Here is a 23,817-nt window from a genome sequence, read left to right as displayed (position 1 = left end):
TGACTTGGCAGATCCGTTTTAACGCCAGCGTCGAAAGGCGATTTCGGTAAGTATCCCACTGACCACCGCACCAATACCAAGCGTAATCAAAATTTCACTGGGCAGCAGTTGTTCACCATAGGCCACTCCGATCTTGAAGATTTCTAGCAAGGCTTCAAATGGGCCGCCATACCGATGGCGCATCGCCTGGCTGAACATCTCGTAGGTGCCTTGAACGAACAATCCCCAGAAAACCAGCGCGGCAACACCAGTCAGACCATTGTTAACTGCAGCCGTCCAACCCCGGCCTGCCCGCTTGCCCATGATAACCCAACCACAGGCCACCGCTAACAACATGTTCACATATGTGAACCAGCCATAGCTTTTGCCCTCTTCACCATTGTTGATGATCATACTTGAAACAAGGAAGGCAATGACCAGCAGACACAACGCGGCGACGAGGCGGGAAGCTGTAGGCATTTGTAGTTCCGTTCTTCAACTTGGCTTAGCTATAGTGATCTGTGTCACATCACAATTGCCGGTGTCAAAGGCTGCGCCGCATGCAGTTAAATAATAATTCCACATGCGGCGAAAACGCTCATCAAACCCTAGCTCTGAGATCTGGTCCCACTTGGCGTTGAAGGTGTCGTACCAGCGGCGCAGTGTCAGATCATAGCTTTCGCCAAATTCCTTTGAGCGTACTACTTGAAGTCCGGCCTGATCGATCTGCTCTTTCAGGATCGACGGTGCGGGAAGCATGCCACCCGGGAATATGTATTTCTGTATGAAATCAACACCATTCTTGTAAACTTCCCAGCGGTGATCCGCGACTGTTATGATCTGTAATGTCGCTTGCGCACCGGGCTTCAACCGGTCACGAACAGTGTTAAAATATGCTGGCCAATATTTCCGACCAACCGCTTCGAACATCTCGATTGATGCAATACCGTCATATTGTCCCTGTTCATCGCGATAATCCTGTAATTTAAAATCTACAAGATCCGATAGCCCAGCCTTTTCAATGCGTTCCTTCGCGAACTTCAACTGTTCCTGGCTGATCGTCAATCCAGTGACTCGGAGCCCGCGCTCTTTGGCGGCATATTCGGCGAAGCCGCCCCAACCGCACCCGATCTCAAGGATATGATCCCCAGGTTTGGCCCCCATTTCATCCACCAAACTGGCATATTTCGCGGTCTGCGCATTCTCGAGGCTTTCCTGCCCGGTCTCAAAAATGGCGCTGGAATAAGTCATCGTGTCATCCAGCCACATACCATAGAAATCATTTCCAAGATCATAGTGATACGAGATGTTCTTCTTCGCCTGCGACCGGTTATTGCGGTGCAACCAGAACCTCAGACGCTCATAGGCGCGAACCAGGAACTTGCCCGTGAAATCGTCATAAACGGTTTCAGTTCCCAAATGTACCAAGTCCATAAAGCTGCGCAGATCAGGTGTGCTCCAGTCGCCTTCCAGATAGCCGTCCGAAAACCCCAGTTCTCCTTCTCGTAGCAGCCTGGCAAATACGTCGGGATCATGGATATCCACATGGGCAACCGGACCGGCTTTAGGTGCATCCGCCCGAAAAACCCGACCATCCGGCAGAGCGATATCAAGGCGGCCGCTTTCCATGCGGCTCAGCATCTTGAAGACTTGTGCAAAATATCTTGGCAGGTCCTCCTGCCCTTCGGTGCTCGTCAGGAACATCCGCTCTCCCCTCTGCGGTTGCAGAATAAAGCTAGGACGGGATTCGGTTTATGGCAAGTTTTCAGTTCCTTACCGGAACTTTTCTGGTTTCATACGCGTCCAATGCTCGGATGCGACCTTCTTTCAGCCCTACCACTGGAGCGCTGTAGCTGTCTTCCTGACAAAGCCCCCAAGACCGCGGAATGGCACTAAAATAGGCGCGTGCGGTTGGGGACGGGTCAGACCGACCCTCAGCAATCCAACGATTCAGATAATCCGAATGTGGATCAAATCGCTCGCGCTGTGTTTCTGGGTTGAAGATACGGAAATACGGGGCTGCGTCTGGCCCGGAACCCGCCACCCACTGCCATCCCATCGCGTTTGCGGCTGGGTCCCAATCAATCAGGCAATCGGCAAACCAATCAGCACCAATTTTCCAGTGCGTCATCAGATGCTTGGTTAGATAACTCGCCACAATCATCCGTGCACGATTATGCATCCGCCCGGTCACGTACATCTGCCTTAGCCCCGCATCGACAAGTGGCACCCCAGTTCTGGCCAACTTCCACGCGCGGACTTCAGGCGTGTCGGGATCAGTATTCCACGGAAACGCATCCCATTCAGGTTTCCAATTATCGGTCAGGAGATGCGGCCAATGGTACATCAGGTGATAGGCGAACTCACGCCACACAAGCTGCCGTAGAAAGGCCTCGCCCCCGCGCGAACCGGTGCGATCCGCGTTTTGCACCCGGTGCCATATTGTGCGCGGCCCGATTTCGCCTAACGAGAGGTATTCTGAAAGATCAGACGTACCAACCTGATCCAATCGATCTCGCGCTTCCTGATATTGATCAATATTTTCCAGAAACCTATCCAACTGATCCAAAGCCGCAGCCTCTCCAGGACGGACAAGCGGTCGTACGATCGTCGCGCCACGCTGCATCTCCTGATCCAGATTCCAATCGGACAGCCGATCAGAAGCAGGCCAAAGATCTGGCTTGGCAATTCGTGCAGCAGTCGGTTCTGGCATCGCAACATCTCGTCCGCTCACCGACCTCCACATCGGAGTAAATACACGAAACGGTTGCCCCGCTTTGGTCGCAATCGTCCAAGGTTCGAACAAAAGATGCCCTGCAAAGAATCGCACCTCGATCCCCTGTTCGTTCAAGCTCGCCTTGATATGCATGTCCCTGTTGATCGCCTTCGGGTCGTACTCTCGCGACCAAAATACAGCTCCTGCTCCGGTTTCGTGTATCAGACCTTGCAGGACTTTCAGCGCAGTCCCCCGGCGCAGGATCAGATTGCTGCCGATCTGATCAAGGGTCATTGCAAAAGCCTCAAGACCCAAACCCAGACGCCATTTGGGCGCTGCGCCCAATGCTTGAACCTGATCGTCCAGAATAAATACGGGTACAATCGGGCGACCCGACCGCACCGCCGCCGTCAACGCCGGATGATCACTTAACCGCAGATCGCGCCTGAACCATAAAATGATCGGAGAACTCCCGGAATCCATATCCGCCTCTTGTTTTTAAAAGAATACGAACCGGTACGAATATTGGATCACAAAACGCGGTCAAGCGCCTGCAAAAGCTGATCAATTTCCTGATGACTTGTATAGTGCGTGAAGCTGAGCCGCAGGACCCCCTGATCTGGATCAATCCCCATGGCCTGTAGAGGGCGATGTGCATAGAAATCGCCACCACCTGCCATGATCCCGTGTTGGGAAAGCTCGGCTGCAACAGCCTCGGCCTTTTTGTTTAGGCTTAACGCCACCGTCGGTGCGCGCTGTTCGGCCTTGGACGGCCCAATCAAACGCAAAGTGTTTCTATCTTTGACTGCATCGAGCAGTGGCTGCAGCAACGCAATTTCGTGTTGGCGCATAAGGTCATGAACAAATCCACCGCGCGCAGACGCCCCGGTTTCCGGCCCGCCGTGATGATCACAAAGCAAATCTATGTAATCGGCCATGCCAGCACTCGCGGCGATCTGTGCATGATCAGGGCCGGCAGGTGTAAACCGCTTATAGAGCGTGCCACCGTTGAAATAGTGGGCCTGGTTCGGAAGCATCTCACCCAAAGGGCGTCGAATAACCATGCAGCCCTGGTGCGGGCCATAGGTTTTGTAGGCTGAGAACAAATAGATGTCGGGTCCGAGATCACCGACGTTCGGCAGGCCATGTGGCGCATAAGAAACTCCGTCGACACAGACAAACGCACCCGCGGCATGCGCTATCGCCGTGATTTCGGTCACTGGATTAATCTCGCCGACGACATTTGAGCAATGTGGGAAGCAAACGAGGCGGACTTTCTCGTCCAACAGGTTTTCCAGATCCTGTGGGTTTAGCGATCCACTGTCCGGATCAATCTGCCATTCGCGGATTTCGATACCGTCTTCTTCCAATCGACGCCACGGGCCGGTATTTGCCTCGTGGTCCTGATTGGTCACAACGATGGCATCACCCTGCCGCATCCACTGACGAAAGGCCTGCGCCAGAACATAGGTATTCTGAGTCGTCGAGGGGCCAAAGCTCAGTTCATCCGTATCCACGCCCATGATCGCGGCCAACCGCATCCGCGCTTCATCCATTTCTTCGCCGCCCAGACGGCTGGCTTCGTATGGCGCATAAGGTTGGACCTTGCGCTGTGTATAAAACCGGTTCAGGCGATCAATCACCGGCTTACAGGTATAAGATCCACCAGCGTTTTCAAAGAAGGCCTGCCCGTTCAGGCTGGATTCAGAAAAGGCCGGGAATTGCGCCCTAACGAAATCGATATCAAGTGTGCCCATCACACGTCTCTCCCTGATCGCATGCCTCATTTCGGAAATCCGCCCGCGCAAGGTCTGGGCACTTCCAAAACAACCAAGGCATTACTGTCCGGCCGCCATCCCCATCAGAGGACATGCTATGGCAGCAGTCCTTCTGATGGCAGCTTGCTGCAAACAAACAGGAACAGATAGTCAGACGGAAAAGATTAGGTCAAGTCACTGTGATGATAACATTTTTCATATCTAGCGCCAAAAAAGAACCGGGCTGCTAGACCCGGTCTATGTGCTAATTGATGCGCTATCCCTGGACTTTGGTATAGGTGCCCTCACCCGCCAAAATACCGCGGAACCCGCCGGGCTCATCCAGACCAAAAACGATCAGCGGCAGATTGTTGTCACGTGCCAAGGCGATGGCCGATGCATCCATCACTCGCAGGCGTTTAGCCAGCACATCGTCATACGAAACGTTGTCATAACGTACCGCGTCCGAGTGTTCTTTTGGGTCCTTGTCATAAACGCCATCGACACCATTCTTACCCATGAAGATCGCTTGGCAGGCCATCTCGTTCGCGCGCAAAGTGGCAGCGGTGTCAGTGGTGAAATAGGGATTCCCGGTTCCCGCCGCAAAGATGCAGACCCGTTTTTTCTCAAGGTGGCGTACAGCGCGGCGGCGAATATATGGCTCACACACTTCGTCCATCCGAATGGCCGAAATGACACGGGTGAAGACCCCGGCCGCCTCAAGCGCGGATTGCATCGCGAGCGCGTTCATGACCGTTGCCAGCATGCCCATGTAATCGGCGGTCGTACGCTCCATCCCCTGTGCCGAGCCGGAAAGCCCCCGGAAGATGTTGCCACCACCGATGACCATACAGATTTCGACACCCAGATCGTGTACCGATTTCACCTCTTGTGCGATGCGCTGGACGGTTGGCGGATGAAGTCCGAATCCCTGATCCCCCATCAGGGCCTCGCCCGAAATCTTCAACATGACGCGGTCATACGTTGTTTTCGGGGTCTCAGTGGTCTCGTCAGAAGGGGAAAGGCTCATGTTGCGCTCCGGGCTGGCACGGGTTTATTTTCCGGCGCAAAATGAAGCAAAACCTCCGCAGGTTCAATGCGGATAGTCAGGGATAAGGCAATCAGCGATGGCCGATACAAATGAGAACCGGCTTTGGGCGCAGTTGCCTCCGATTCCTGATGACAAACCGGTGCTGATCGCTGGGCCTACGGCTTCAGGAAAGTCAGCGCTGGCGCTTTTGATCGCGCAGCGCTGCGGTGGTGTGATCGTCAATGCCGATGCAAGTCAGGTCTATGATTGCTGGCGCATCATATCTGCACGTCCCTCGATCGAAGAAGAAAAACGTGCCCCACATCTGCTGTACGGGCATGTCGCATATGATCAGACCTATTCCACCGGACATTGGCTTCGCGACGTCACGCCTTTGCTTAGACAAAAACAGCGCCCTATCATTGTGGGGGGTACAGGTCTGTATTTCACTGCGCTGACCGAAGGGATGGCCGAGATACCTGCAACCCCTCCTGAAATTCGGGCCGAGGCGGACGCATTATCACTAAGAAAGCTGATCGAAGGTCTTGATCTTCAAACGCTGCAGAAGATCGACACCCAGAATCGAGCCCGTGTTCAACGCGCGTGGGAGGTTCAGACCGCAACCGGCCGCCCGCTTGCTGATTGGCAGGCTGACACACCTGCCCCGATTCTGGATCTGGGGAATACAGTTCCGATTGTATTCAATGTCGAAAAAAGCTGGTTACTGGATCGTATTAATCGCCGTTTCGATCAGATGTTGGATCAAGGTGCCATGGCCGAAGTGGCCGCGATGCAGAACCGATTTGACCCTTCTCTGCCAGCCTTCAAGGCCATTGGCGTGCCTGAATTGATGGCATGCCTAGAAGGCCGCATGTCCCAGGAAGAAGCCAGGGATCGGGCAACAATAGCTACACGTCAATTTGCCAAACGACAACGAACTTGGTTTCGCGCCCGCATGAAATCCTGGTACCACATTGATGCCGCGTCTCATCAATAAGGGGCATTCCTCGGGCATTGGAAGCAGTTGGATTTCTTAGTTTTCTCCCCAAAAAAACGACCGAATGTCTTGCAGCGTGACTGTCAATTCGATCCGCGGTGCTTTCGGCTAGTTGTGCGAACGCACCACGAAATAATCCTGAATGGCTTACTTTTCCGCCTGATGTCGTTTTTGTACCATCAATGACGATTTCCGACATTGACGCCGCAATGAAACTGGTGCCGAATGGAGGTCATGGGGATGTTCAATAGTCAAGAAAACAAGCCAGCGGCCCGGTCAATCGATCCAATTCGTTGGCCGTAGCGCCCGTTTCAATCAATCACAACGCGAACTTTACCTAATAACTAGTGTCACAGGGAGACATCTATGAAAAACCAGACAATCAATGGAAAGCCGATGCACTGGGCGGCAGAAATGCATGCTCAAGAGTATCGCGACGGCAATCTGAGTCGGCGCGAGTTCATGGCGCGGGTAACCGCACTCGGCGTCGCCGTTCCGGCGGCATATGGCATGATCGGTCTGCAATCACCTGCTGCAGCGCAGGAGCCCCAGAAGGGCGGCACCATTCGCTACCAGATGGAAGTGCGCGCATTGAAAGATCCTCGCACCTATGACTGGACGCAAATTGCGACCTTCACTGCGGGCTGGCTGGAATATCTCGTCGAGTACAACAACGACGGTTCATTCAAGCCGATGTTGCTGGAAAGCTGGGAAGCCAATGATGACGCCACAGAATACACGCTGAACGTCCGCAAAGGTGTGAAGTGGAACAACGGAGACGATTTCACTGCCGAAGACGTGGCGCGCAACATCGCTGGCTGGTGTGACTCATCGCTCGAGGGTAACTCGATGGCATCGCGCATGGCGTCACTGGTCGACGAGTCAACGCAGAAGGCAGCCGACGGCGCCATCACCGTTGTTGACTCGCACACCGTAAAACTGAAATGCAACGCGCCCGACATCACAATCATCCCCGGCATGGCCGACTATCCGGGCGCCATCGTTCACAGCAGTTTTGACGCGAACGACATGCTCTCCAACCCCGTTGGTACGGGCTTCATGATCCCGGAAAGCCACGAAGTGGGTGTTAAGGGTGTATTGGTTCGCAACGAAGGCTTTGACTGGTGGGGCTATGAGGCCGGCAAGGGCGGCTATATCGACCGGATCGAGTTCATCGACTACGGCACCGACCCGGCGGCCTTCCTGGCAGCCTATGAGGCCGAAGAGATCGACATGAACTGGGAATCGGTCGGCGAGTTTGTCGACATCTTCGACGGCATCGGCCTCGTCCGCTCGGAAATTCCATCAGGCTTTACCATCGTTATCCGCCCGAACCAGTTGGCTGAAGATGCGAATGGCAACAAGATCTATGGCGACAAGCGTGTGCGTCAGGCTCTGGCTATGGCTGTTGATAACGAAGTGTGCTTGGAACTGGGCATGTCAGGCTACGGCATCCCCGCCGATAACTGTCATGTCGGCCCGATGCATCCGGAGTATGATTCAGCTGTGACACGCATTCCGTATGATCCAGCGGGGGCGAAGGCCCTGATGGACGAAGCCGGAATGGGTGATTTCGAACACGAAGTTCAGTCGATTGACGATGACTGGCGTCGTAACACCACCGCTGCGGTGGTCGCGCAGTTGAACGACGCGGGCATCAAGGCCAAGCATACGGTTCTGCCGGGCTCGACCTTCTGGAACGACTGGACGAAATACGCCTTCTCGTCGACCAACTGGAACCACCGCCCGTTGGGCACTCAGGTTCTGGCGCTGGCCTATAAGTCAGGCGTCGCGTGGAATGAATCCGGTTTTGCCAATGAAGAATTCGATACTCTGCTGGCCGAGGCAAACTCGATCGCGGATGTCGACAGGCGTCGCGAAGTGATGGCCAAACTGCAGGCGATCATGATTGACGAGGGTGTGACCATCCAGCCCTACTGGCGGACCGCCATGCGCCACCATCGTGACAACATGGTGGGTGTTGAAAAACACATCGCCGACCTGCCGCAGTTGTACAAGTTCGGCATCATCTCCTAACCAAACAACAAAGGCCGCGCCGCTCTGGTGCGGCCTTTTCGTCCTGAACACGGCGACCATAATAACAGCGATGCATGAAGCCGTTTGGCATTCATGCTGGCCGACCAACAGGGGCTAATATGGGACTTTTCATTCTAAGGCGCGTCGGCATCATGCTGGTGACTGCACTGTGCCTGACATTCCTGGTCTTCTTTTTGACCAACCTCTACCCGAACCTCGAAAAGCTTGCGAAAACGCAGGGCAACTTCCGTATGTCGGATGAGCAAGTTGAAAGCTATCTGCAGAAAAACGGTTACCTGCAATCCACTCCGATCAAATACGGTGAATGGTTAGGGGTCTTGCCTTCGTATAGGCATACGAACGAAGATGGAACCGTTCAGGGCCGATGCATTCTGCCCGGGAAAACTGCTGAAGAGTCTCCCAGTTTCTGTGGTATCCTGCAGGGGTATTGGGGTTATTCAACGGTCTTCAAGGAAGAGGTTTCAACCGTAGTTGGAAACAGGCTGGCATTAACCGGGCGGTTGATGTTCTGGGTTATGCTGCTGATGGTCCCTTCGGCACTGATCCTGGGTGTTTTGGCCGGAATGAAAGAAGGTTCAGCAACCGACAGGACGCTGTCGACCTTTGCCATCACCACAACCGCAACCCCAGAATATGTTTCTGGTGTTATCTTCATAGCGATTTTCACTTCGTCCGCTGTCGGTTTGAAGTGGTTCAAGGGTACTGCCACGCAAGCGATGGAGAACCCGACATTCGAGAACTTCTTCCTCCCGGTTTTGACGATTGCGCTTTACGGAATGGGCTATATCGCCCGGATGACCCGCGCCTCGATGACCGAGGTAATGACGGCACAATATATCCGGACGGCGCGCCTGAAAGGTGTATCGTTCTCGAACATCGTCATGAAACATGCGCTGCGCAATGCGCTGATCGCGCCCTTTACAGTCATCATGTTGCAGTTCCCATGGCTGCTGAACGGCGTGGTGATCGTCGAGACCCTGTTCAACTACAAAGGGTTTGGTTGGGCGCTGGTGCAGGCGGCAGGCAATAACGACATCCAGTTGCTGCTGGCGATTTCGGTCGTGTCGGTGTTTGTGGTGCTGGTGACGCAGCTGATTTCGGATATCGGCTATGTCTACCTCAACCCGCGCATTCGCATTTCTTAAGGAGGGTTAGATCATGGAACCACTTACCTGGACCGGCTCTATCGCCTTCCTCAACCCGCTGCTGTTGCTGGCACTTGGGCTTCTGGCCTTGTCCATCGTTGTCTGGATGCTGGCAAGTATCGTTCTGCCCGAAGACCAAATGACAGTGAATCCAGACGGAACGCTGAGTTCGAGCTCGGGTCTTCGCAATCTGATACAAGCCGCGCTGCGCTATAGTTTTCTAGCTATTGTGGGCCTCGCAGTTGCTTATATCGTGTTGGGCATTCTGATGGGCACCAGCGCCGGGATCATTGGCGCCATATCCCAGCAGTTCCTGCCGGTTTGGCTGTCGCTGATCATCCTTTATGCGATGTCGATTGCGTTCAAACGCAAGCTTGGACTTTACGGCAAACTTTTCGACAGCCCCATTGGCATGATCGGCTTTGGCCTTGTTATGTTCTGGGTTTTCACCGGGATTTTCGGCGCGCTCGATCTGATCGTCACTCATGACCCGTTGGCTCAGCTCTCAGGCATGAAAAACAAGGTGCCGGGTACGCCTCTGGCCAGTGTGGAAGAGGGTCAATACGCCTGGTACCTACTGGGTGGCGATAACCTTGCACGCGACGTCTTCAGTCGCATGGTCAAGGGTGCCTGGATTGTTGTTCAAATCGCACCTCTGGCGACCATGTTTGCCTTCATGGTTGGTATCACTCTTGGTCTACCTGCGGGTTACTATGGCGGGCGGCTGGATACGCTTCTGTCGTTTCTTGCGAACCTGATCCTGGCCTTCCCAGTGATCCTGCTATTCTACCTGCTGGTCACACCCGAGATCGTTGCGACCGGCGTTCCTAATTATATGGCCGCCGTATTGTTCGTATTCCCAATCATCTTCCTGGGTGTTCTGCTGAATTCGCGGTACTACACACGGCCAAACTTTCGGACTCCGCTATTGATCGGAGTACTGGGCGTTGCGCTCTGGTTGTATCTCTCGCTGATTTCAACCAGCGGCTACATCATCAACACTGACAGCTACCGTATCTGGGGACTGCCGACCTATCTGGATCTCTTCGATATTCCGGGTGGTATTCTGGTGGTGTTTGTCTCGGTGGTCTTCGTGAACTCACCTACGGTGTTCCGCATCGTACGTGGCTTAGCGCTGGACATCAAAACCCGAGACTACGTGGCTGCGGCCCAGACCCGAGGTGAAGGCCCGTGGTACATCATGCTGTGGGAGATCCTGCCCAACGCGCGCGGCCCGCTGATCGTCGATTTCTGTCTGCGCATCGGCTACACCACCATCCTTCTGGGGACCTTGGGTTTCTTCGGGCTGGGTCTTCCGCCGGAAAGCCCGGATTGGGGGTCCACGATCAACGAAGGGCGTAAACTCTTGTCGATCTATCTGCACCCAGCCCTTCCGCCTGCGCTGGCTCTGTTGTCGCTGGTTCTTGGTTTGAACCTGCTGGCGGATGGTCTGCGCGAAGAAAGTCTGAAGGACTGATGTGATCGAGGCCGGGGGGCCAGCCCCCCGGACCCCCCGAGATATTTTAGCCAGATGAAGGGGATTCCCCGGACTCTCGCGAGGAGATACAAGATGAACAAACTGGCGGATTACGACGGGCCCATCCTGGAGATCGACAAGCTGTCGATCTCGTTCTTTACCCGTCTGCGGGAAATTCCGGCTGTGATGGATTTTTCGGTTAGCGTGCAACCTGGTGAGGCCGTCGGACTGGTTGGTGAATCCGGGTGCGGTAAATCGACCGTTGCCTTGGGCGTAATGCAAGACCTGGGCAAGAACGGCCGCATAGTCGGGGGTTCGATCAAGTTCAAAGGTCGCGATCTAAGCGAAATGTCCACAGAAGAGCTGCGAGACATTCGCGGCAATGAAATCGCAATGATCTATCAGGAACCGATGGCCTCTTTGAATCCGGCGATGAAGATCGGCAAGCAACTAATGGAAGTTCCGATGATCCACGAAGGCGTCGGTGCGGAAGAAGCTTATTCACGCGCGCTTGAGGTGGTAACAGACGTGCGTCTTCCTGACCCCGAAAGGATGCTGAATTCGTTTCCACACCAGCTTTCCGGTGGCCAGCAGCAGCGGATCGTGATTGCGATGGCGCTTATGTCGAAACCGGCGTTGTTGATCCTGGATGAACCAACGACCGCTTTGGACGTGACCGTAGAGGCCGCAGTGGTCGAACTGGTCAAGGATCTGGGCAAGAAATACGGCACCTCGATGCTGTTTATCTCGCACAACCTCGGGCTCGTGCTGGAAACCTGCGATCGGCTGTGCGTGATGTATTCCGGTGAAGCGGTCGAGCGTGGTTCGATCAAGGATGTCTTCGACGAGATGCAACACCCATATACGCAAGCGCTGTTCCGGTCGATCCCGTTGCCCGGAGCTGACAAGAACTCGCGCCCGCTGGTGGCGATTCCGGGGAACTTCCCCCTGCCCCACGAGCGGCCCCCAGGCTGTAACTTTGGCCCGCGCTGCGACTATTTCGAAGAAGGTCGCTGTGATGCCAAAGACATCCTGATGGAAGCAGTGCCGGGAAATGACAGACACCATACGCGTTGTCTGAAATTCCAGGAGATTGATTGGAATGCGCCAATCACAGTGGGTGAGCAAAAAGAGAAAGGTGAAATCGGCCGGACTGTCCTGAAAATGGACAACCTCAAGAAATATTATGAGGTGGCTGCGAATGCCTTGTTCGGTGGTGGTGAGACTAAAGTGGTCAAGGCCAACGAAACCCTGAGTTTTGAGGCGCATGAATCTGAAACGCTGGCCATTGTTGGTGAATCCGGTTGTGGCAAGTCCACTTTTGCAAAGGTTTTGATGGGCCTGGAAACTGCAACCGACGGGCAAATTTTGCTGGACAATCGCAACATCGAACAGGTGCCTATCGAAGAGCGGGACGCGAAGACCGTGGGCGAGGTTCAAATGGTTTTTCAGAACCCCTTCGATACGCTGAACCCGTCGATGACTGTCGGGCGTCAGATCATTCGGGCCCTAGAGATATTTGGCGTCGGTAATTCAGAGGCTGAGCGGAAAAAGCGGATGCTTGAGCTGTTGGACCTTGTCAAACTGCCGAGGGCATTTGCCGATCGCATGCCGCGCCAGCTGTCAGGTGGTCAGAAGCAACGCGTGGGAATCGCGCGCGCCTTCGCCGGAGACGCGAGGATCGTTGTCGCGGACGAACCGGTTTCGGCGCTGGATGTTTCGGTACAAGCAGCGGTGACCGATCTGTTGATGGAAATTCAGCGAGAACACAAAACCACTCTGCTGTTCATCAGCCATGACCTGTCAATCGTGCGTTACCTCAGTGACCGTGTAATGGTGATGTATCTGGGTCATGTGGTGGAACTGGGCACGACCGACCAAGTCTTTGCTCCACCATACCACCCTTATACCGAGGCGTTGTTGAGCGCGGTTCCGATCGCGGACACGTCAGTAGAGAAACAGCATATCGTTCTTGAAGGCGACATCCCTTCTGCCATGAACCCGCCGCCGGGCTGTCCGTTCCAGACACGCTGCCGCTGGAAGTCCGAAGTGCCAGATGGGCGGTGTGAGTCCCATGTACCCCCGGTTCAGACGCTTGCGGATGGACATCAGGTCAAATGTCACCTTGCCGAAGATATTCTGGCTAAGATGGAGCCTGTCATCAAAATTGCGGCCGAATAATTCCTCGTAAAAGAATGAAGAAGGGCCGGTCCTCGACCGGCCCTTTCGATTTGCGTCACGATTGGTGGGGGGACAGGAGACGCAGGTCGTGGGTGAGTGGCAGTTTCAGTTTGCAATCAACCCGTCATCACGTTGTTGCCGAAGTGCATGAACTCCTGATTCATGCCCGCTACATCCCCGGCTTCCAGCTTTAAGCTGGCGCTGTCGAGCATCTTGTAACTCTGCTGGCTTTTGACCCAATCGTCTGCCGCCTGCAGCGTCGTCAGCGTGTATGACGTAACCTCATTGAGGTAGTGTGTCGGGATGATGATTTTGGGCTTGAGCTTGGCGACAATATCATTTCCCTGATCGAAGCTTAGGATATGTTCCGACCCATCGACAGGCAAAGTCAGTACATCGACCTGCCCGATCGCATCCCAGAACTCCTGAGGCGGATTGTGACGGTTGTCACCCCAGATCAAAGTGCGAATGCCGCCGGTTTCGACTAGGTAGACCACCATATCCATGTGGCCCACGTTGTTGGGCGGGCAAGCTTCGGCACCAAATTCGGCCAATGCGTTGGTCCATTCGTACCATCCCGGCGCAACGCAGGCATGTTTGTCAGCAAAGCCCGTGATCTTTAGGTCGGCAAACTCAAAATTCCCCGCCATCCTGTCCAAAACCATTGTGGAGCTGGGCCGTTCGATAGCGTCATGGTCAAAATGAGCATGAGTGGACATGGTTATATCAACGGGGATCTGCGGAAAATCGTTGCGGAACCATAACCCCCATGCGCCCGAGGGATCATCCCGCCAAGGGTCGAATAACACGGTGGCTCCGTTTGGCGAGGTGATCTTAATGGCACAGTGACCGTAGTAGTCGATACCAACAGTTCCCGTGCTGGCTTGCCCAGTCGAGCCTTGCAAATCAATCACATGGTTGTTGTTGCCCGGCTGCAGCCAAGCCTGAGATTGTGCTGCGGCTGGTTTGCTACCCAGAAACGAAGTCCCTGCCCCAACGCCCGCAGCGCCAGCCGCCATAAAAAAAGACCGGCGTGAAAGGCCAGTTGCCAGAGTGTCACGTTCCCCGTTCAGTATTGTCGGCTTTAGATCTTTGCGATCCATCTTGATCCTCCCGATTGAGCGGGTGCGGCTGTATCCGCACCCTTCTGATCAGGTTAACAAGGTCATCGTGGCAGGCTCAGATCAGAAAAATCTGGGGGAAATATGGGGGGAATCCCCATATTCCCAGATCACGAAATCGACAAAAGATGGCTGCGGAGGTTCTGATCCCGCCCTTCGAGTCCCAGTTTCCGGCGAATATTATTGCGATGGAAATCAATCGTTGATGTCTCGCGCGACATGGCCCGGGCTATATCTTTGGTGGTTTTACCGGACATGACCAACTGAGCGATTTCGATTTCCGTCGGCGTCATAACCGAAAACGCATCCGAGAGTTTGTCAGAAATCATCGTGGTGATGTCTTGCAGATTTCTCAATGCCAGTTCCAGATAAACTTGCGAGGCGTCGCCTTCGGTCATTTGGCTATGCAACTTGTCCAGATACGGCAAGACCATCGAACGAACCCGTTCAACAATGTCCTGATCGCGTTCTTTCCGGTCGTCGTCCAGACTTGTCAGCAATACCCGAAGTGCAGTGTTGGTTTCTTGTAACTCACGTGTCCTCAACTCGACGCGATTTTCCAACTGGGCCAGTGTTTCATTCAGCTTTTCCTCTAGCGCGCGCCGCAGATAAACCTCTTGAATCAAAGCCAAATCCGACTCAACCATACGTGCAAACTGCGCCAGACCCTCACGGAATAGCAAAGCGCGGCGATTGCGATGGCGATCCAGAACGCAGATGGTTCCGAAAACTGAACCATCCGGCCATTTCAGCGGAAAACCGATGTAAAAGGACATGCCGTGCTCCATGTCCTCATTGTCACTCCAGACTGGATCGCAAGTAGCATCTTCGACAACAAATTCGCCGTCTCGTTCAAGGACACCCTGGCAATAAAGCTTGGGATTCAGGCGAAAATTCATGCCGACAGGGTACGGATTTTCCGGATGATCCGAGGTGATCAGGACCGCATGATCGGGTGCTTCAGTCTTCATGATCAATGTCGCCGGCACGTCCGCGAGTTGTGAAACTAGATCAACCAGGCGTTGCCAGTTGGTCATCGTTTCGGCTGGTATATCCGGTCGATCCTTGATCATTACAAACCGCACAAGTCTGAGAGCTATCTACCCAGACTAAGGCAGCGCTCTGTACTTGATCAAGAAACAGCCTCTCTGCGCCGCAGCACCGGTTTTTAGCCGCCCCAGATCACTTTCACATAGTTTTGGGTCTCTTTGTAAGGTGGTATGCCGCCATGCTTTTCGACCGCTTTGGGGCCAGCATTGTACGCCGCCAAAGCAAGCCGCCAAGATTTGAACTTGCGATACTGCCACGACAGATAACGCGCGCCCCCTTCCAGGTTTTGGATGGGGTCATACGGATTGACACCCAGCAACCTAGCTGTCTGTGGCATCAATTGCGCAAGACCCAAAGCACCCTTGTGCGATTCAGCATGTGGGTTCCATCCGCTTTCCTGTTGGACAAGTCGCAAGAACAGCTCTTCAGGTACATTATGCTTTCGGGCCGCATTCCGGGCGTGATTCAGATATTGGCCCCGATAATTTCCGGTGTATCGCTTGGCAAACTTCCCGTTCTCAGTTTTAGGTCTAAGCCGATCTGAATCGCGATACTGGCTTGCAGCACGACCGTCCAATACCTTGGATTGCTTGAGGAAAAGCGCCTTTCGATTCTTTGTTGAAAGGGTTTCCGCCTGCGCCGAAAAGGACACAAGGCAAACACCTAAAACCGAAATACCACCGATCAGAAACCGCATTAAAGCCAATCCTGCACCCTCAATAACCAGCCGAATTATAGTTAAATCAGCCGGAAATGAAAGCTTGGTTAAAGTTGGCCTAATATTTTCCCATTCACCGTTGCAGCATCAATCATGTTTTAACCAAGTCCCAGCCCGTATAGGGTCAGCAGCAGAACACAGCGCCAGATTCGGGCGCCATCCAGTCAGAGTAAAACGAGGGAATAAATGGCGGGTTCAGTCAACAAGGTCATTCTGGTCGGCAATCTGGGCCGCGATCCTGAAGTGCGGACGTTTCAAAACGGTGGTAAAGTATGCAACCTGCGTATTGCCACTTCGGAAACCTGGAAGGACCGCAATACCGGAGAGCGCCGTGAACGGACAGAATGGCACTCGGTCGCCATATTCAACGAAGGACTTGTACGCGTAGCTGAACAGTATCTGCGCAAGGGTTCAAAAATTTACATCGAGGGGCAATTGCAGACGCGTAAGTGGCAGGATCAGTCCGGTCAGGATCGTTATTCGACCGAGGTGGTGCTGCAGGGCTTCGGCTCGACGCTGGTAATGCTCGACGCCCGCGGTGAAGGCGGCGGCGGTGGAGGCGGCTATGGCGGCGGACAAGCCAGCGGCGGATATGGCGACCCATATGGCGGCCCCTCTAGCGCACCAGCCCCTGCGTCGGGCGGAATCGACGATGACGAGATTCCGTTCTAAACCAAGCGGAGACTAAATATGGCATGGTCCTTCTCACTTGGCCGATTACTCGGCTCGGAACTGAGGGTCCATGTCACCTTCTTTTTGCTGCTCGCCTGGGTTGGTTTTGCGGCCTATTCCAGCGGCGGCTTGCCTGCGGCGATTGACAATGTCGTATTCGTACTCGCTTTGTTTGCTTGTGTTGTGGCACATGAGTTCGGCCACGCGCTGATGGCGCGGAGATATGGCATCCGTACCCCTGACATCACTCTGTTACCGATTGGCGGGCTGGCGCGCCTTGAGCGAATGCCAGAAAAACCGATGCAAGAGGTCTGGGTCGCCCTCGCTGGACCCGCCGTAAACATCGCGATTTGGGCGATTCTTGTTGTCTTGGGGGCAAGCATACAGCTTGGTTCACTCGACCAGATTGACTCGGCCGCAACCGGCCTGCTCAGCCGTTTGGCCTATGTGAACCTGCTGTTGGCGGCCTTTAACATGATCCCTGCTTTCCCGATGGATGGAGGACGCGTCTTCCGCGCCTTGCTGTGCATGAAAATGGAACGCGCCAAGGCAACCCGCATTGCAGCACTCGGAGGTCAGATCGTTGCTGTTGGGCTTGGATTTCTGGGGCTAACCTCGGGCAACCCGATACTGGTTCTGATCGCCGTCTTTGTTTTCATCGCCGCCAATGCAGAAAATCAGGACGTCGCGCTGCGCTCGGTTGCGCGGCGTGTCATGGCCCGGGATGCCATGATTACCGAATTCAAAGCTCTGTCACCGGACGACACGCTGGCAACGGCAGCGCAGGCAGTCATTCACACAACCCAGCATGAGTTTCCGGTTATAGATCAGAATGGTGGCCTAATGGGGTTTGTCACCCGCGACCGCCTGTTTACCGCATTGGCGGGTGACCATCCCCGCTCGGAATCGGCGGTCTCGATTATGGATCCTAATATTCCGCAGGTTGAGCTGACCAGCGGATTAGACAAAGTCCTGAATGGCTTACACAAAGGTGCCCCCGCGATTGCCGTATGCACCAAATCGGGGCACATGGTCGGCTATATCACGCGTGAAAATATCGGCGAGTTGATGGTGATCCAGGGGCGCTAAGCCTCAATCACACCTCCAACGCGTCCTTTAGTACAGAAACCACCGTCTCGCGGGGCACATCCGGTGTGACGAAAGCTTGCCCGATCCCTCGTGCCATAATGAACCGTAACTGACCGTCCATGACCTTTTTGTCCTGTGCCATAAGATCAACCAGCGTTTCTGCATCCGGCAATTCACTCGGGATATCGGCCAGATCGGTCTTCATCCCCATGGCGCGCAAATGCGCCCTGACGCGGCTTGGGTCTTCTTGCGGGCAAAGCCCCAACCGCGAGGAGGTTTCAAACGCCAGCGCGCACCCGATCGCAACGCCTTCGCCATGCAGCAATCGATCAGAGTATCCCGTTGCAGCCTCAAGCGCGTGGCAGAAGGTATGACCTAGATTGAGCAACGCCCGGTCGGCCTGCTCGGTCTCGTCGCGTGCCACGATATCGGCCTTCATCTGAACCGATCGCGTGACAGCCTGCACTCGCGCTGCCATGTCGCCGGATGCCAACAGAGGCCCGTTATCTTCAAGCCACTCAAAGAACTGGGCATCACCCAACAGACCATATTTGACGACCTCGCCATATCCGGCCAGAAAGTCCCGCGGCTGCAATGTGCCCAGCACGTCCGTGTCGGCCAACACCAGTGACGGCTGGTGAAACGCTCCGATCAGGTTCTTACCCTGTGGCGCATTGATCCCGGTCTTGCCGCCAACCGAGCTGTCGACCTGCGCCAGTAGCGAGGTCGGTATCTGAACAAAGCGCACTCCGCGCCGCATCACTGCAGCAGCAAAACCCGCCAGATCGCCGATCACCCCACCACCAAGCGCAACGACAATGTCGTTCCGTTCAACCTTTTCCGCCAGCAACCATTCCACCGCGCGCTCAAAATGCGGCCAGCTTTTGGTCGCCTCACCTGCTGGAAGCGCCAGCGCGGTCATCTCGATCCCGGCTGAGGCCAATCCATCACGCAGGGCATCCAGATGCATTCCCGCGACCGTTTCATCGGTCAGAACCGCGACACGCGGGCGCTTTAACAGCGGGGCAATCCGTTCCCCGGATTGCGCCAAAAGTCCGGGGCCGATTTCAACATCATAAGAACGCTCGGCCAAGTCTACATGTACGGTTTGATGCATTAATTTCGTTCCAAAATATCTGGGCGTGTCACCAAGGCGGCGATGACCCGATCCACCATATCTTCGATTGCGGTCTCACCATCCGAGTCCGCCACCAGATCAGATTGTTCATAGATCGGCACGCGCGCTTCATACAAGTCGCGCAGCGTCGCATAGGGGTCCGCTGTACGCAGCAGAGGCCGCGTATCCTTGTGTTTGACACGATTCCACAGCACATCCAAATCAGCCTTTAACCAAACCGAGGCACCACGATCCGAGATCATTTTGCGATTACCTTCGGCAAGAAACGCACCACCACCTGTCGACAGGATACCTCTTTCTTCGTCTAAAAGCCGCCCGATAATCTGACTTTCCTTGCTGCGAAAGAACGCTTCTCCATCCCGTGCGAAGATTTCAGGGATGGTCATGTTGGCTGCCGATTCGATTTCGGTATCGCTGTCAAGAAAAGGAACACCCAGCCGGGCAGCCAGCGCACGACCCACGGCTGTTTTGCCTGCCCCCATCATTCCAACCAAAACGACGGTTTTGTGCAGTCGAAACTGCGTCGCTGTGTCAGAAGGCACCGTGTTATGCTTAATTTCGCTCATTTCGTCGTGAATGACGTGATCTTAGGGAAAATGCTAGTTATAACTTGGCCAAAAGCAAAAATTGAGGCAGCGTTCACCCATGGGCCGTTTGATCAAGTTCCTGATATACATCATTTGCCTGTGTTTCATCGGGCTGGTTGGGTATGCCTATATCGGGCCGTATTTCGGCGCGGACTTCTCCGCCCCGAAAAATGAAATTCGCGAGCCGGTCATCCTGAATGCAGACTAAAGGCACCTTACTGGCGCTTTTTCTGGCCGGAACCGCACAGGCGCAAACGCAAGAGCCATTGTCAGTCATCGACTGGCTAACTGACCCGCCAGAAAACCTGCCGGGCACGGTGCTGATGGAACCCCCTGTGACGCAGACGGGACTGCAACCCGAGGTGCAGGTCACCCCGTTGGAGGCGCTGTCCCCTCCTGTGGGGTTGGTTGCGTCTTCAGTCACTGGTCTGCCGGTGGACCTGTGGCGCAGCAGCGATGCTGATCGGCTCGCGGATTTGATCTCGAAGGTACAGGTCAAGTCCAACCCAGCGATGCAACGATTGTTGTTTACGTTGCTCTTGTCCGAAGCCCGCGCCCCAGCGGGTGGGCAGGCGGAAGACACATTGCTGATGGCGCGGCTCGAACGTCTTATGCAATTGGGCGCATCCGATCCGGTGCAATCCTTGGTTCAACTGGCCGGTCCGACCGATACGCAAGACCGCTTTAGACGTTGGTTCGATGCCACGTTGCTGACCGGTGACGAAGATCGAAGCTGCACAGCCCTTATCGCGCAGCCGAATTTATCAAGGAACTACGCCGCTCAGATATTCTGTAAGGCGCGCCGAGGGGATTGGGCCTCGGCAGCGCTTACACTTGAAGCAGCACATGCGTTGCAGGTCTTACCCGACGATCAGCTTGCCCTGCTCGATCGCTTTCTCAGCCCGGAATTGTTCGAAGGGGCCGAGTATCTTCCGCAACCCGAAGATCCTGATCCTCTCACCTTCCGAATGTTCGAAGCCATTGGCGAACGTCTGCCCACGGCATCTCTGCCTCGGGCATTTGCAAACGCTGATTTGCGGGACGTGGCGGGGTGGAAAGCTCAGATCGAAGCGGCCGAACGGTTGACGCGGATTGGTGCTCTGACGCCAAACCAGTTGCTTGGCCTATATACCGAGCGCTCCCCCGCAGCCTCAGGTGCGGTATGGGATCGTGTTTCAGCCATACAAAAGTTCGAAGCCGCGCTCGAAACTGGCAAGCCGGGGCCAGTTTCAAATGCGTTAACAGCTGTTTGGGCACAGATGAAATCGGTCGGCCTGGAAGTGCCCTTTGCCGAATTGTTTGCGCCACGTCTGGCATCGATGAAGTTGCCCGATCAGACTGCAGAAAACCTCCGTTGGCGTATTCTGCTTTTGTCCGAACTATATGAAGACGCGGCACGCACGATGCCTGACGAGTCGGACGCCAACAAGTTTTTGTCTGCCCTTGCACAAGGCGATCCGCAGCGCGCGCCCTCTCCTACCCCACTCGCTGATGCCATTTCACAAGGTTTTGCCTGGTCTGCGCCTGTCCCTTCGGACATAAACACCATGCTGCTCAATGATCAGTTGGGCGAGGCCATTCTGGAAACGATGCAGTTGTTCGCCCATGGCGCGCGCGGCAATCTGGTGGATCTGACGGCCGCGATTGCCACGTTCCGACGTGTCGGGCTCGAAGATACCGCGCGCCGAGCTGCATTACAGCTCATGATCCTGAACGGGGCTTGAGGATGACCGCACCCTCGTCTCAGGATCTGTGGGTTTCCACCTTCCTCGAAGCGCAAGCCGCCGAACTTGGGGCTGCAACCAATACCTTGCTTGCATACGGACGCGACCTTAAGGATTTCTCAGACTGGCTGGTACGACGAAAGTCTGGCTTTGCCGAGGCTGACCGAGACAGGATCGAAGGCTACTTGATCGACTGCGATGCGCAGGGCCTGTCCCGCGCCACCCGCGCACGGCGGTTGTCTGCGATCAAGCAGTTGTATCGATTTGCGTTCGAGGAGGGATGGCGTGACAGCAACCCCGCGATCCAGATCAAAGGCCCCGGACGTGCGAAACGACTGCCCAAAACGCTGGATGTGCCTGAGGTTGACCGCCTACTTGCCGCAGCACGCCGAACGGGTCGGTCCGAAGCCGACAGAATACGCAACACCTGTTTGATGGAGCTTCTTTACGCAACAGGGATGCGGGTTACTGAACTTGTGTCATTGCCGGTAAGCTCTGCCAGAGGCGATCCCCGGATGCTGTTAGTTCTTGGCAAAGGCGGCAAAGAGCGGATGGTTCCACTGTCCCCTCCCGCCCGCGAAGCGCTAAGCGGATGGCTCATGGTCCGCGATGCGGCTGAAGAGCAAACGATAAAAAAAGGTGCACAGGCATCGCGTTTTCTGTTTCCTTCGCGCGGGAAATCAGGGCATTTGACGCGGCATCGCTTCTTCCTTCTGGTCAAAGAACTGGCCGTCGAGGGCGGCGTTTCACCCCAGAAGGTCACCCCGCACACACTGCGCCATGCGTTTGCGACGCATCTGCTGGCCAATGGTGCGGATTTACGCTCGATCCAGACACTTCTGGGCCATGCGGATGTCGCCACAACCGAGATTTATACTCATGTTCTGGATGAACGCTTGTCGGAACTGGTGCTGGAACACCACCCGCTTGCCAAGGATGACACCACAGATCAAGGCTAACCCCTTGATCCGACGTGGTCGCAGCCCCATAACGGATGCAGCAACAAGAATAACCTAGGACCGATGGAACCCACCTCTTCTTTGCTCGACAGTGCATTCTGGATCACGACAGGATCCATTCTTCTTCTCCTTGTGCTATCGGGCTTTTTCTCTGGCTCGGAAACCGCCCTGACTGCGTCATCACGCGGAAAGCTAAGGGCGCAGGCTGACAAAGGTTCACGCGGGGCGCAGAAGGCGCTGGATATTACCGACGACAACGAACGCCTGATCGGCTCGGTCCTGTTGGGCAATAACCTTGTCAACATCCTTGCGGCTTCGCTGGCCACAGCACTGTTTACGCGGCTATTCGGCGAAAGCGGAGTGGCATTGGCGACGCTGGTGATGACCTTGCTGGTGTTGATCTTTGCCGAAGTGCTGCCCAAGACCTACGCTATTACAAACGCTGAAAAGGCCGCCGCATGGGTCGCGCCTGTTATCGGTGTTGTCGTGACGGTGTTTTCGCCCGTCGTAGCCGCCGTCCGGCTTCTCGTGCGCGGAGTGCTGCGCTTGTTTGGCGTAAAGATCGACCCTGACAGCAACATCCTCGCAGTGCGGGAAGAAATCGCGGGCGCGCTGCAGCTGGGCCATTCCGAAGGAGTCGTCGAAAAGGAAGATCGCGACCGTATTCTGGGTGCGCTGGATCTTGGTGATCGCGCGGTGGAAGAGATCATGCTCCATCGCTCGAATATTGAGATGATCGATGCCGATGATGAGCCCGAGGCGATCCTCAAACAATGTCTGGAAAGCCCCCATACCCGCCTGCCGGTTTTCCGGGAGGAACAGGAAAACATCGTGGGTGTGGTCCATGCCAAGGACTTGTTTCGCGCGATGTACGCCCAAGTCGGCGGTGCCGATGGCGATCCGGAGCGGCTTAAGAATTTCGACATCGCAAAGGTGGCTAACGATCCATATTTCGTTCCTGAAACCACCACTCTGGACGACCAGATGCGCGAGTTTCTTAGGATGCACAGCCATTTCGCGCTTGTTGTGGATGAGTACGGATCGCTGCGCGGGTTGATCACGCTCGAGGATATTCTGGAAGAAATTGTGGGTGAGATCGCCGACGAGTTCGACATCGACGAAGAAGTACCCGTCACCCGCACCGATGATGGCCAATTCCTCGTCGAAGGTGCAATGACCATCCGCGACGTCAATCGCGCCCTCGACTGGGCCCTACCGGACGAAGAAGCCAATACTTTGGCTGGTCTTGTCATTCACGAAGCACAGATGATCCCGATCGTCGGTCAGGTGTTTTCATTCCACGGCTTTCGGTTCGAAGTCACCGCACGCGAGGGCAACCGGATCACGGCCCTCAAAGTGCGACCTCTTTAAGATCGGCAGCGTTCGCAATTGACAAGCGACGCGCAGTGTCGCGAACGG

General features: G+C 55.1%; 21 protein-coding genes. 11 read left to right on the top strand and 10 right to left on the bottom strand.

From position 1 onward, the window contains the following. Window positions 1–18: 18 nt before the first annotated feature. The 5 genes from ACR0JR_RS01410 to pyrH all read right to left on the bottom strand — a co-directional run bounded on the left by ACR0JR_RS01410 (window position 19) and on the right by pyrH (window position 5,482). Entirely contained in the window at window positions 19–459 is a 441-nt protein-coding gene (locus ACR0JR_RS01410) for a TrgA family protein (RefSeq protein ID WP_170539292.1), read from the bottom strand. A gap of 15 nt (window positions 460–474) precedes the next feature. Next, window positions 475–1,683, bottom strand: coding sequence for a class I SAM-dependent methyltransferase (locus tag ACR0JR_RS01405; protein ID WP_480454756.1), 1,209 nt, complete (start codon window positions 1,681–1,683; stop codon window positions 475–477). Window positions 1,684–1,744: 61 nt separating this feature from the next. Further along, the gene (locus tag ACR0JR_RS01400) at window positions 1,745–3,178 is read right to left on the bottom strand and encodes a cryptochrome/photolyase family protein (protein WP_480454754.1); all 1,434 of its coding nucleotides are present in this window, start codon (window positions 3,176–3,178) and stop codon (window positions 1,745–1,747) included. Between the two features lie 47 nt (window positions 3,179–3,225). Further along, window positions 3,226–4,452 carry an aminotransferase class V-fold PLP-dependent enzyme gene (locus tag ACR0JR_RS01395; RefSeq protein ID WP_480454752.1) on the bottom strand — a complete coding sequence of 409 codons (1,227 nt, stop codon included), beginning with the start codon at window positions 4,450–4,452 and terminating at the stop codon, window positions 3,226–3,228. A gap of 277 nt (window positions 4,453–4,729) precedes the next feature. Next, window positions 4,730–5,482, bottom strand: coding sequence for a UMP kinase (gene pyrH, locus ACR0JR_RS01390; protein WP_010439624.1), 753 nt, complete (start codon window positions 5,480–5,482; stop codon window positions 4,730–4,732). Window positions 5,483–5,579: 97 nt separating this feature from the next. Here pyrH and miaA point away from each other — a divergent pair, with 97 nt between their 5' ends. The 5 genes from miaA (at window position 5,580) to ACR0JR_RS01365 (ending at window position 13,340) form a co-directional block, all read left to right on the top strand. Then, window positions 5,580–6,479: a tRNA (adenosine(37)-N6)-dimethylallyltransferase MiaA gene (gene miaA / locus ACR0JR_RS01385; protein WP_480454750.1), complete on the top strand. Its 900-nt coding sequence runs from the start codon at window positions 5,580–5,582 to the stop codon at window positions 6,477–6,479. Window positions 6,480–6,845: 366 nt separating this feature from the next. Next, on the top strand, window positions 6,846–8,516 hold the full coding sequence (locus ACR0JR_RS01380) for an ABC transporter substrate-binding protein (RefSeq protein ID WP_170703268.1): 1,671 nt from the start codon (window positions 6,846–6,848) through the stop codon (window positions 8,514–8,516). A 119-nt stretch (window positions 8,517–8,635) separates the two neighbouring features. Further along, window positions 8,636–9,682, top strand: coding sequence for an ABC transporter permease (locus ACR0JR_RS01375; RefSeq protein WP_010439620.1), 1,047 nt, complete (start codon window positions 8,636–8,638; stop codon window positions 9,680–9,682). 13 nt (window positions 9,683–9,695) lie between these two features. After that, window positions 9,696–11,159, top strand: a complete 1,464-nt coding sequence (locus tag ACR0JR_RS01370; RefSeq protein WP_170539278.1) for an ABC transporter permease — start codon at window positions 9,696–9,698, stop codon at window positions 11,157–11,159. Window positions 11,160–11,252: 93 nt separating this feature from the next. After that, on the top strand, window positions 11,253–13,340 hold the full coding sequence (locus tag ACR0JR_RS01365; protein ID WP_010439616.1) for a dipeptide ABC transporter ATP-binding protein: 2,088 nt from the start codon (window positions 11,253–11,255) through the stop codon (window positions 13,338–13,340). A 116-nt stretch (window positions 13,341–13,456) separates the two neighbouring features. On the opposite strand, the gene ACR0JR_RS01360 is transcribed toward ACR0JR_RS01365, so the two are convergent. From ACR0JR_RS01360 to ACR0JR_RS01350, 3 genes are all read right to left on the bottom strand, one after another. Then, window positions 13,457–14,443, bottom strand: coding sequence for an MBL fold metallo-hydrolase (locus ACR0JR_RS01360; RefSeq protein ID WP_480454747.1), 987 nt, complete (start codon window positions 14,441–14,443; stop codon window positions 13,457–13,459). Window positions 14,444–14,571: 128 nt separating this feature from the next. After that, window positions 14,572–15,498: a LuxR C-terminal-related transcriptional regulator gene (locus ACR0JR_RS01355; protein WP_480455173.1), complete on the bottom strand. Its 927-nt coding sequence runs from the start codon at window positions 15,496–15,498 to the stop codon at window positions 14,572–14,574. A gap of 131 nt (window positions 15,499–15,629) precedes the next feature. Beyond that, window positions 15,630–16,208 (bottom strand): lytic transglycosylase domain-containing protein, encoded by a 579-nt coding sequence (locus ACR0JR_RS01350; protein WP_010439608.1) that lies wholly within the window; start codon window positions 16,206–16,208, stop codon window positions 15,630–15,632. A gap of 207 nt (window positions 16,209–16,415) precedes the next feature. Here ACR0JR_RS01350 and ssb point away from each other — a divergent pair, with 207 nt between their 5' ends. After that, window positions 16,416–16,901 carry a single-stranded DNA-binding protein gene (gene ssb, locus ACR0JR_RS01345; protein WP_480454746.1) on the top strand — a complete coding sequence of 162 codons (486 nt, stop codon included), beginning with the start codon at window positions 16,416–16,418 and terminating at the stop codon, window positions 16,899–16,901. Window positions 16,902–16,919: 18 nt separating this feature from the next. Then, window positions 16,920–17,990 carry a site-2 protease family protein gene (locus ACR0JR_RS01340; RefSeq protein ID WP_480454745.1) on the top strand — a complete coding sequence of 357 codons (1,071 nt, stop codon included), beginning with the start codon at window positions 16,920–16,922 and terminating at the stop codon, window positions 17,988–17,990. A gap of 7 nt (window positions 17,991–17,997) precedes the next feature. On the opposite strand, the gene aroB is transcribed toward ACR0JR_RS01340, so the two are convergent. After that, window positions 17,998–19,107 (bottom strand): 3-dehydroquinate synthase, encoded by a 1,110-nt coding sequence (gene aroB / locus ACR0JR_RS01335; protein ID WP_480454744.1) that lies wholly within the window; start codon window positions 19,105–19,107, stop codon window positions 17,998–18,000. Then, on the bottom strand, window positions 19,107–19,694 hold the full coding sequence (locus ACR0JR_RS01330; protein WP_010439601.1) for a shikimate kinase: 588 nt from the start codon (window positions 19,692–19,694) through the stop codon (window positions 19,107–19,109). The genes aroB and ACR0JR_RS01330 overlap by 1 nt, the downstream gene beginning before the upstream one ends. 79 nt (window positions 19,695–19,773) lie before the next feature. Here ACR0JR_RS01330 and ACR0JR_RS01325 point away from each other — a divergent pair, with 79 nt between their 5' ends. The 4 genes from ACR0JR_RS01325 to ACR0JR_RS01310 all read left to right on the top strand — a co-directional run bounded on the left by ACR0JR_RS01325 (window position 19,774) and on the right by ACR0JR_RS01310 (window position 23,769). Next, entirely contained in the window at window positions 19,774–19,923 is a 150-nt protein-coding gene (locus ACR0JR_RS01325) for a hypothetical protein (RefSeq protein WP_010439599.1), read from the top strand. Further along, window positions 19,913–21,439, top strand: a complete 1,527-nt coding sequence (locus tag ACR0JR_RS01320) for a hypothetical protein (protein ID WP_480454743.1) — start codon at window positions 19,913–19,915, stop codon at window positions 21,437–21,439. Before ACR0JR_RS01325 ends, ACR0JR_RS01320 begins: the two co-directional genes overlap by 11 nt. A 2-nt stretch (window positions 21,440–21,441) precedes the next feature. Further along, the gene (locus ACR0JR_RS01315) at window positions 21,442–22,398 is read left to right on the top strand and encodes a tyrosine recombinase (protein ID WP_480454742.1); all 957 of its coding nucleotides are present in this window, start codon (window positions 21,442–21,444) and stop codon (window positions 22,396–22,398) included. 63 nt (window positions 22,399–22,461) lie between these two features. After that, window positions 22,462–23,769 carry an HlyC/CorC family transporter gene (locus ACR0JR_RS01310; RefSeq protein ID WP_170778892.1) on the top strand — a complete coding sequence of 436 codons (1,308 nt, stop codon included), beginning with the start codon at window positions 22,462–22,464 and terminating at the stop codon, window positions 23,767–23,769. Window positions 23,770–23,817 lie beyond the last annotated feature (48 nt).

The organism is Ruegeria sp. AA3, assembly GCF_056542905.1.
Note: the sequence above shows the minus strand (reverse complement) of the source record. Positions and strands in the feature narration are given on the sequence as shown.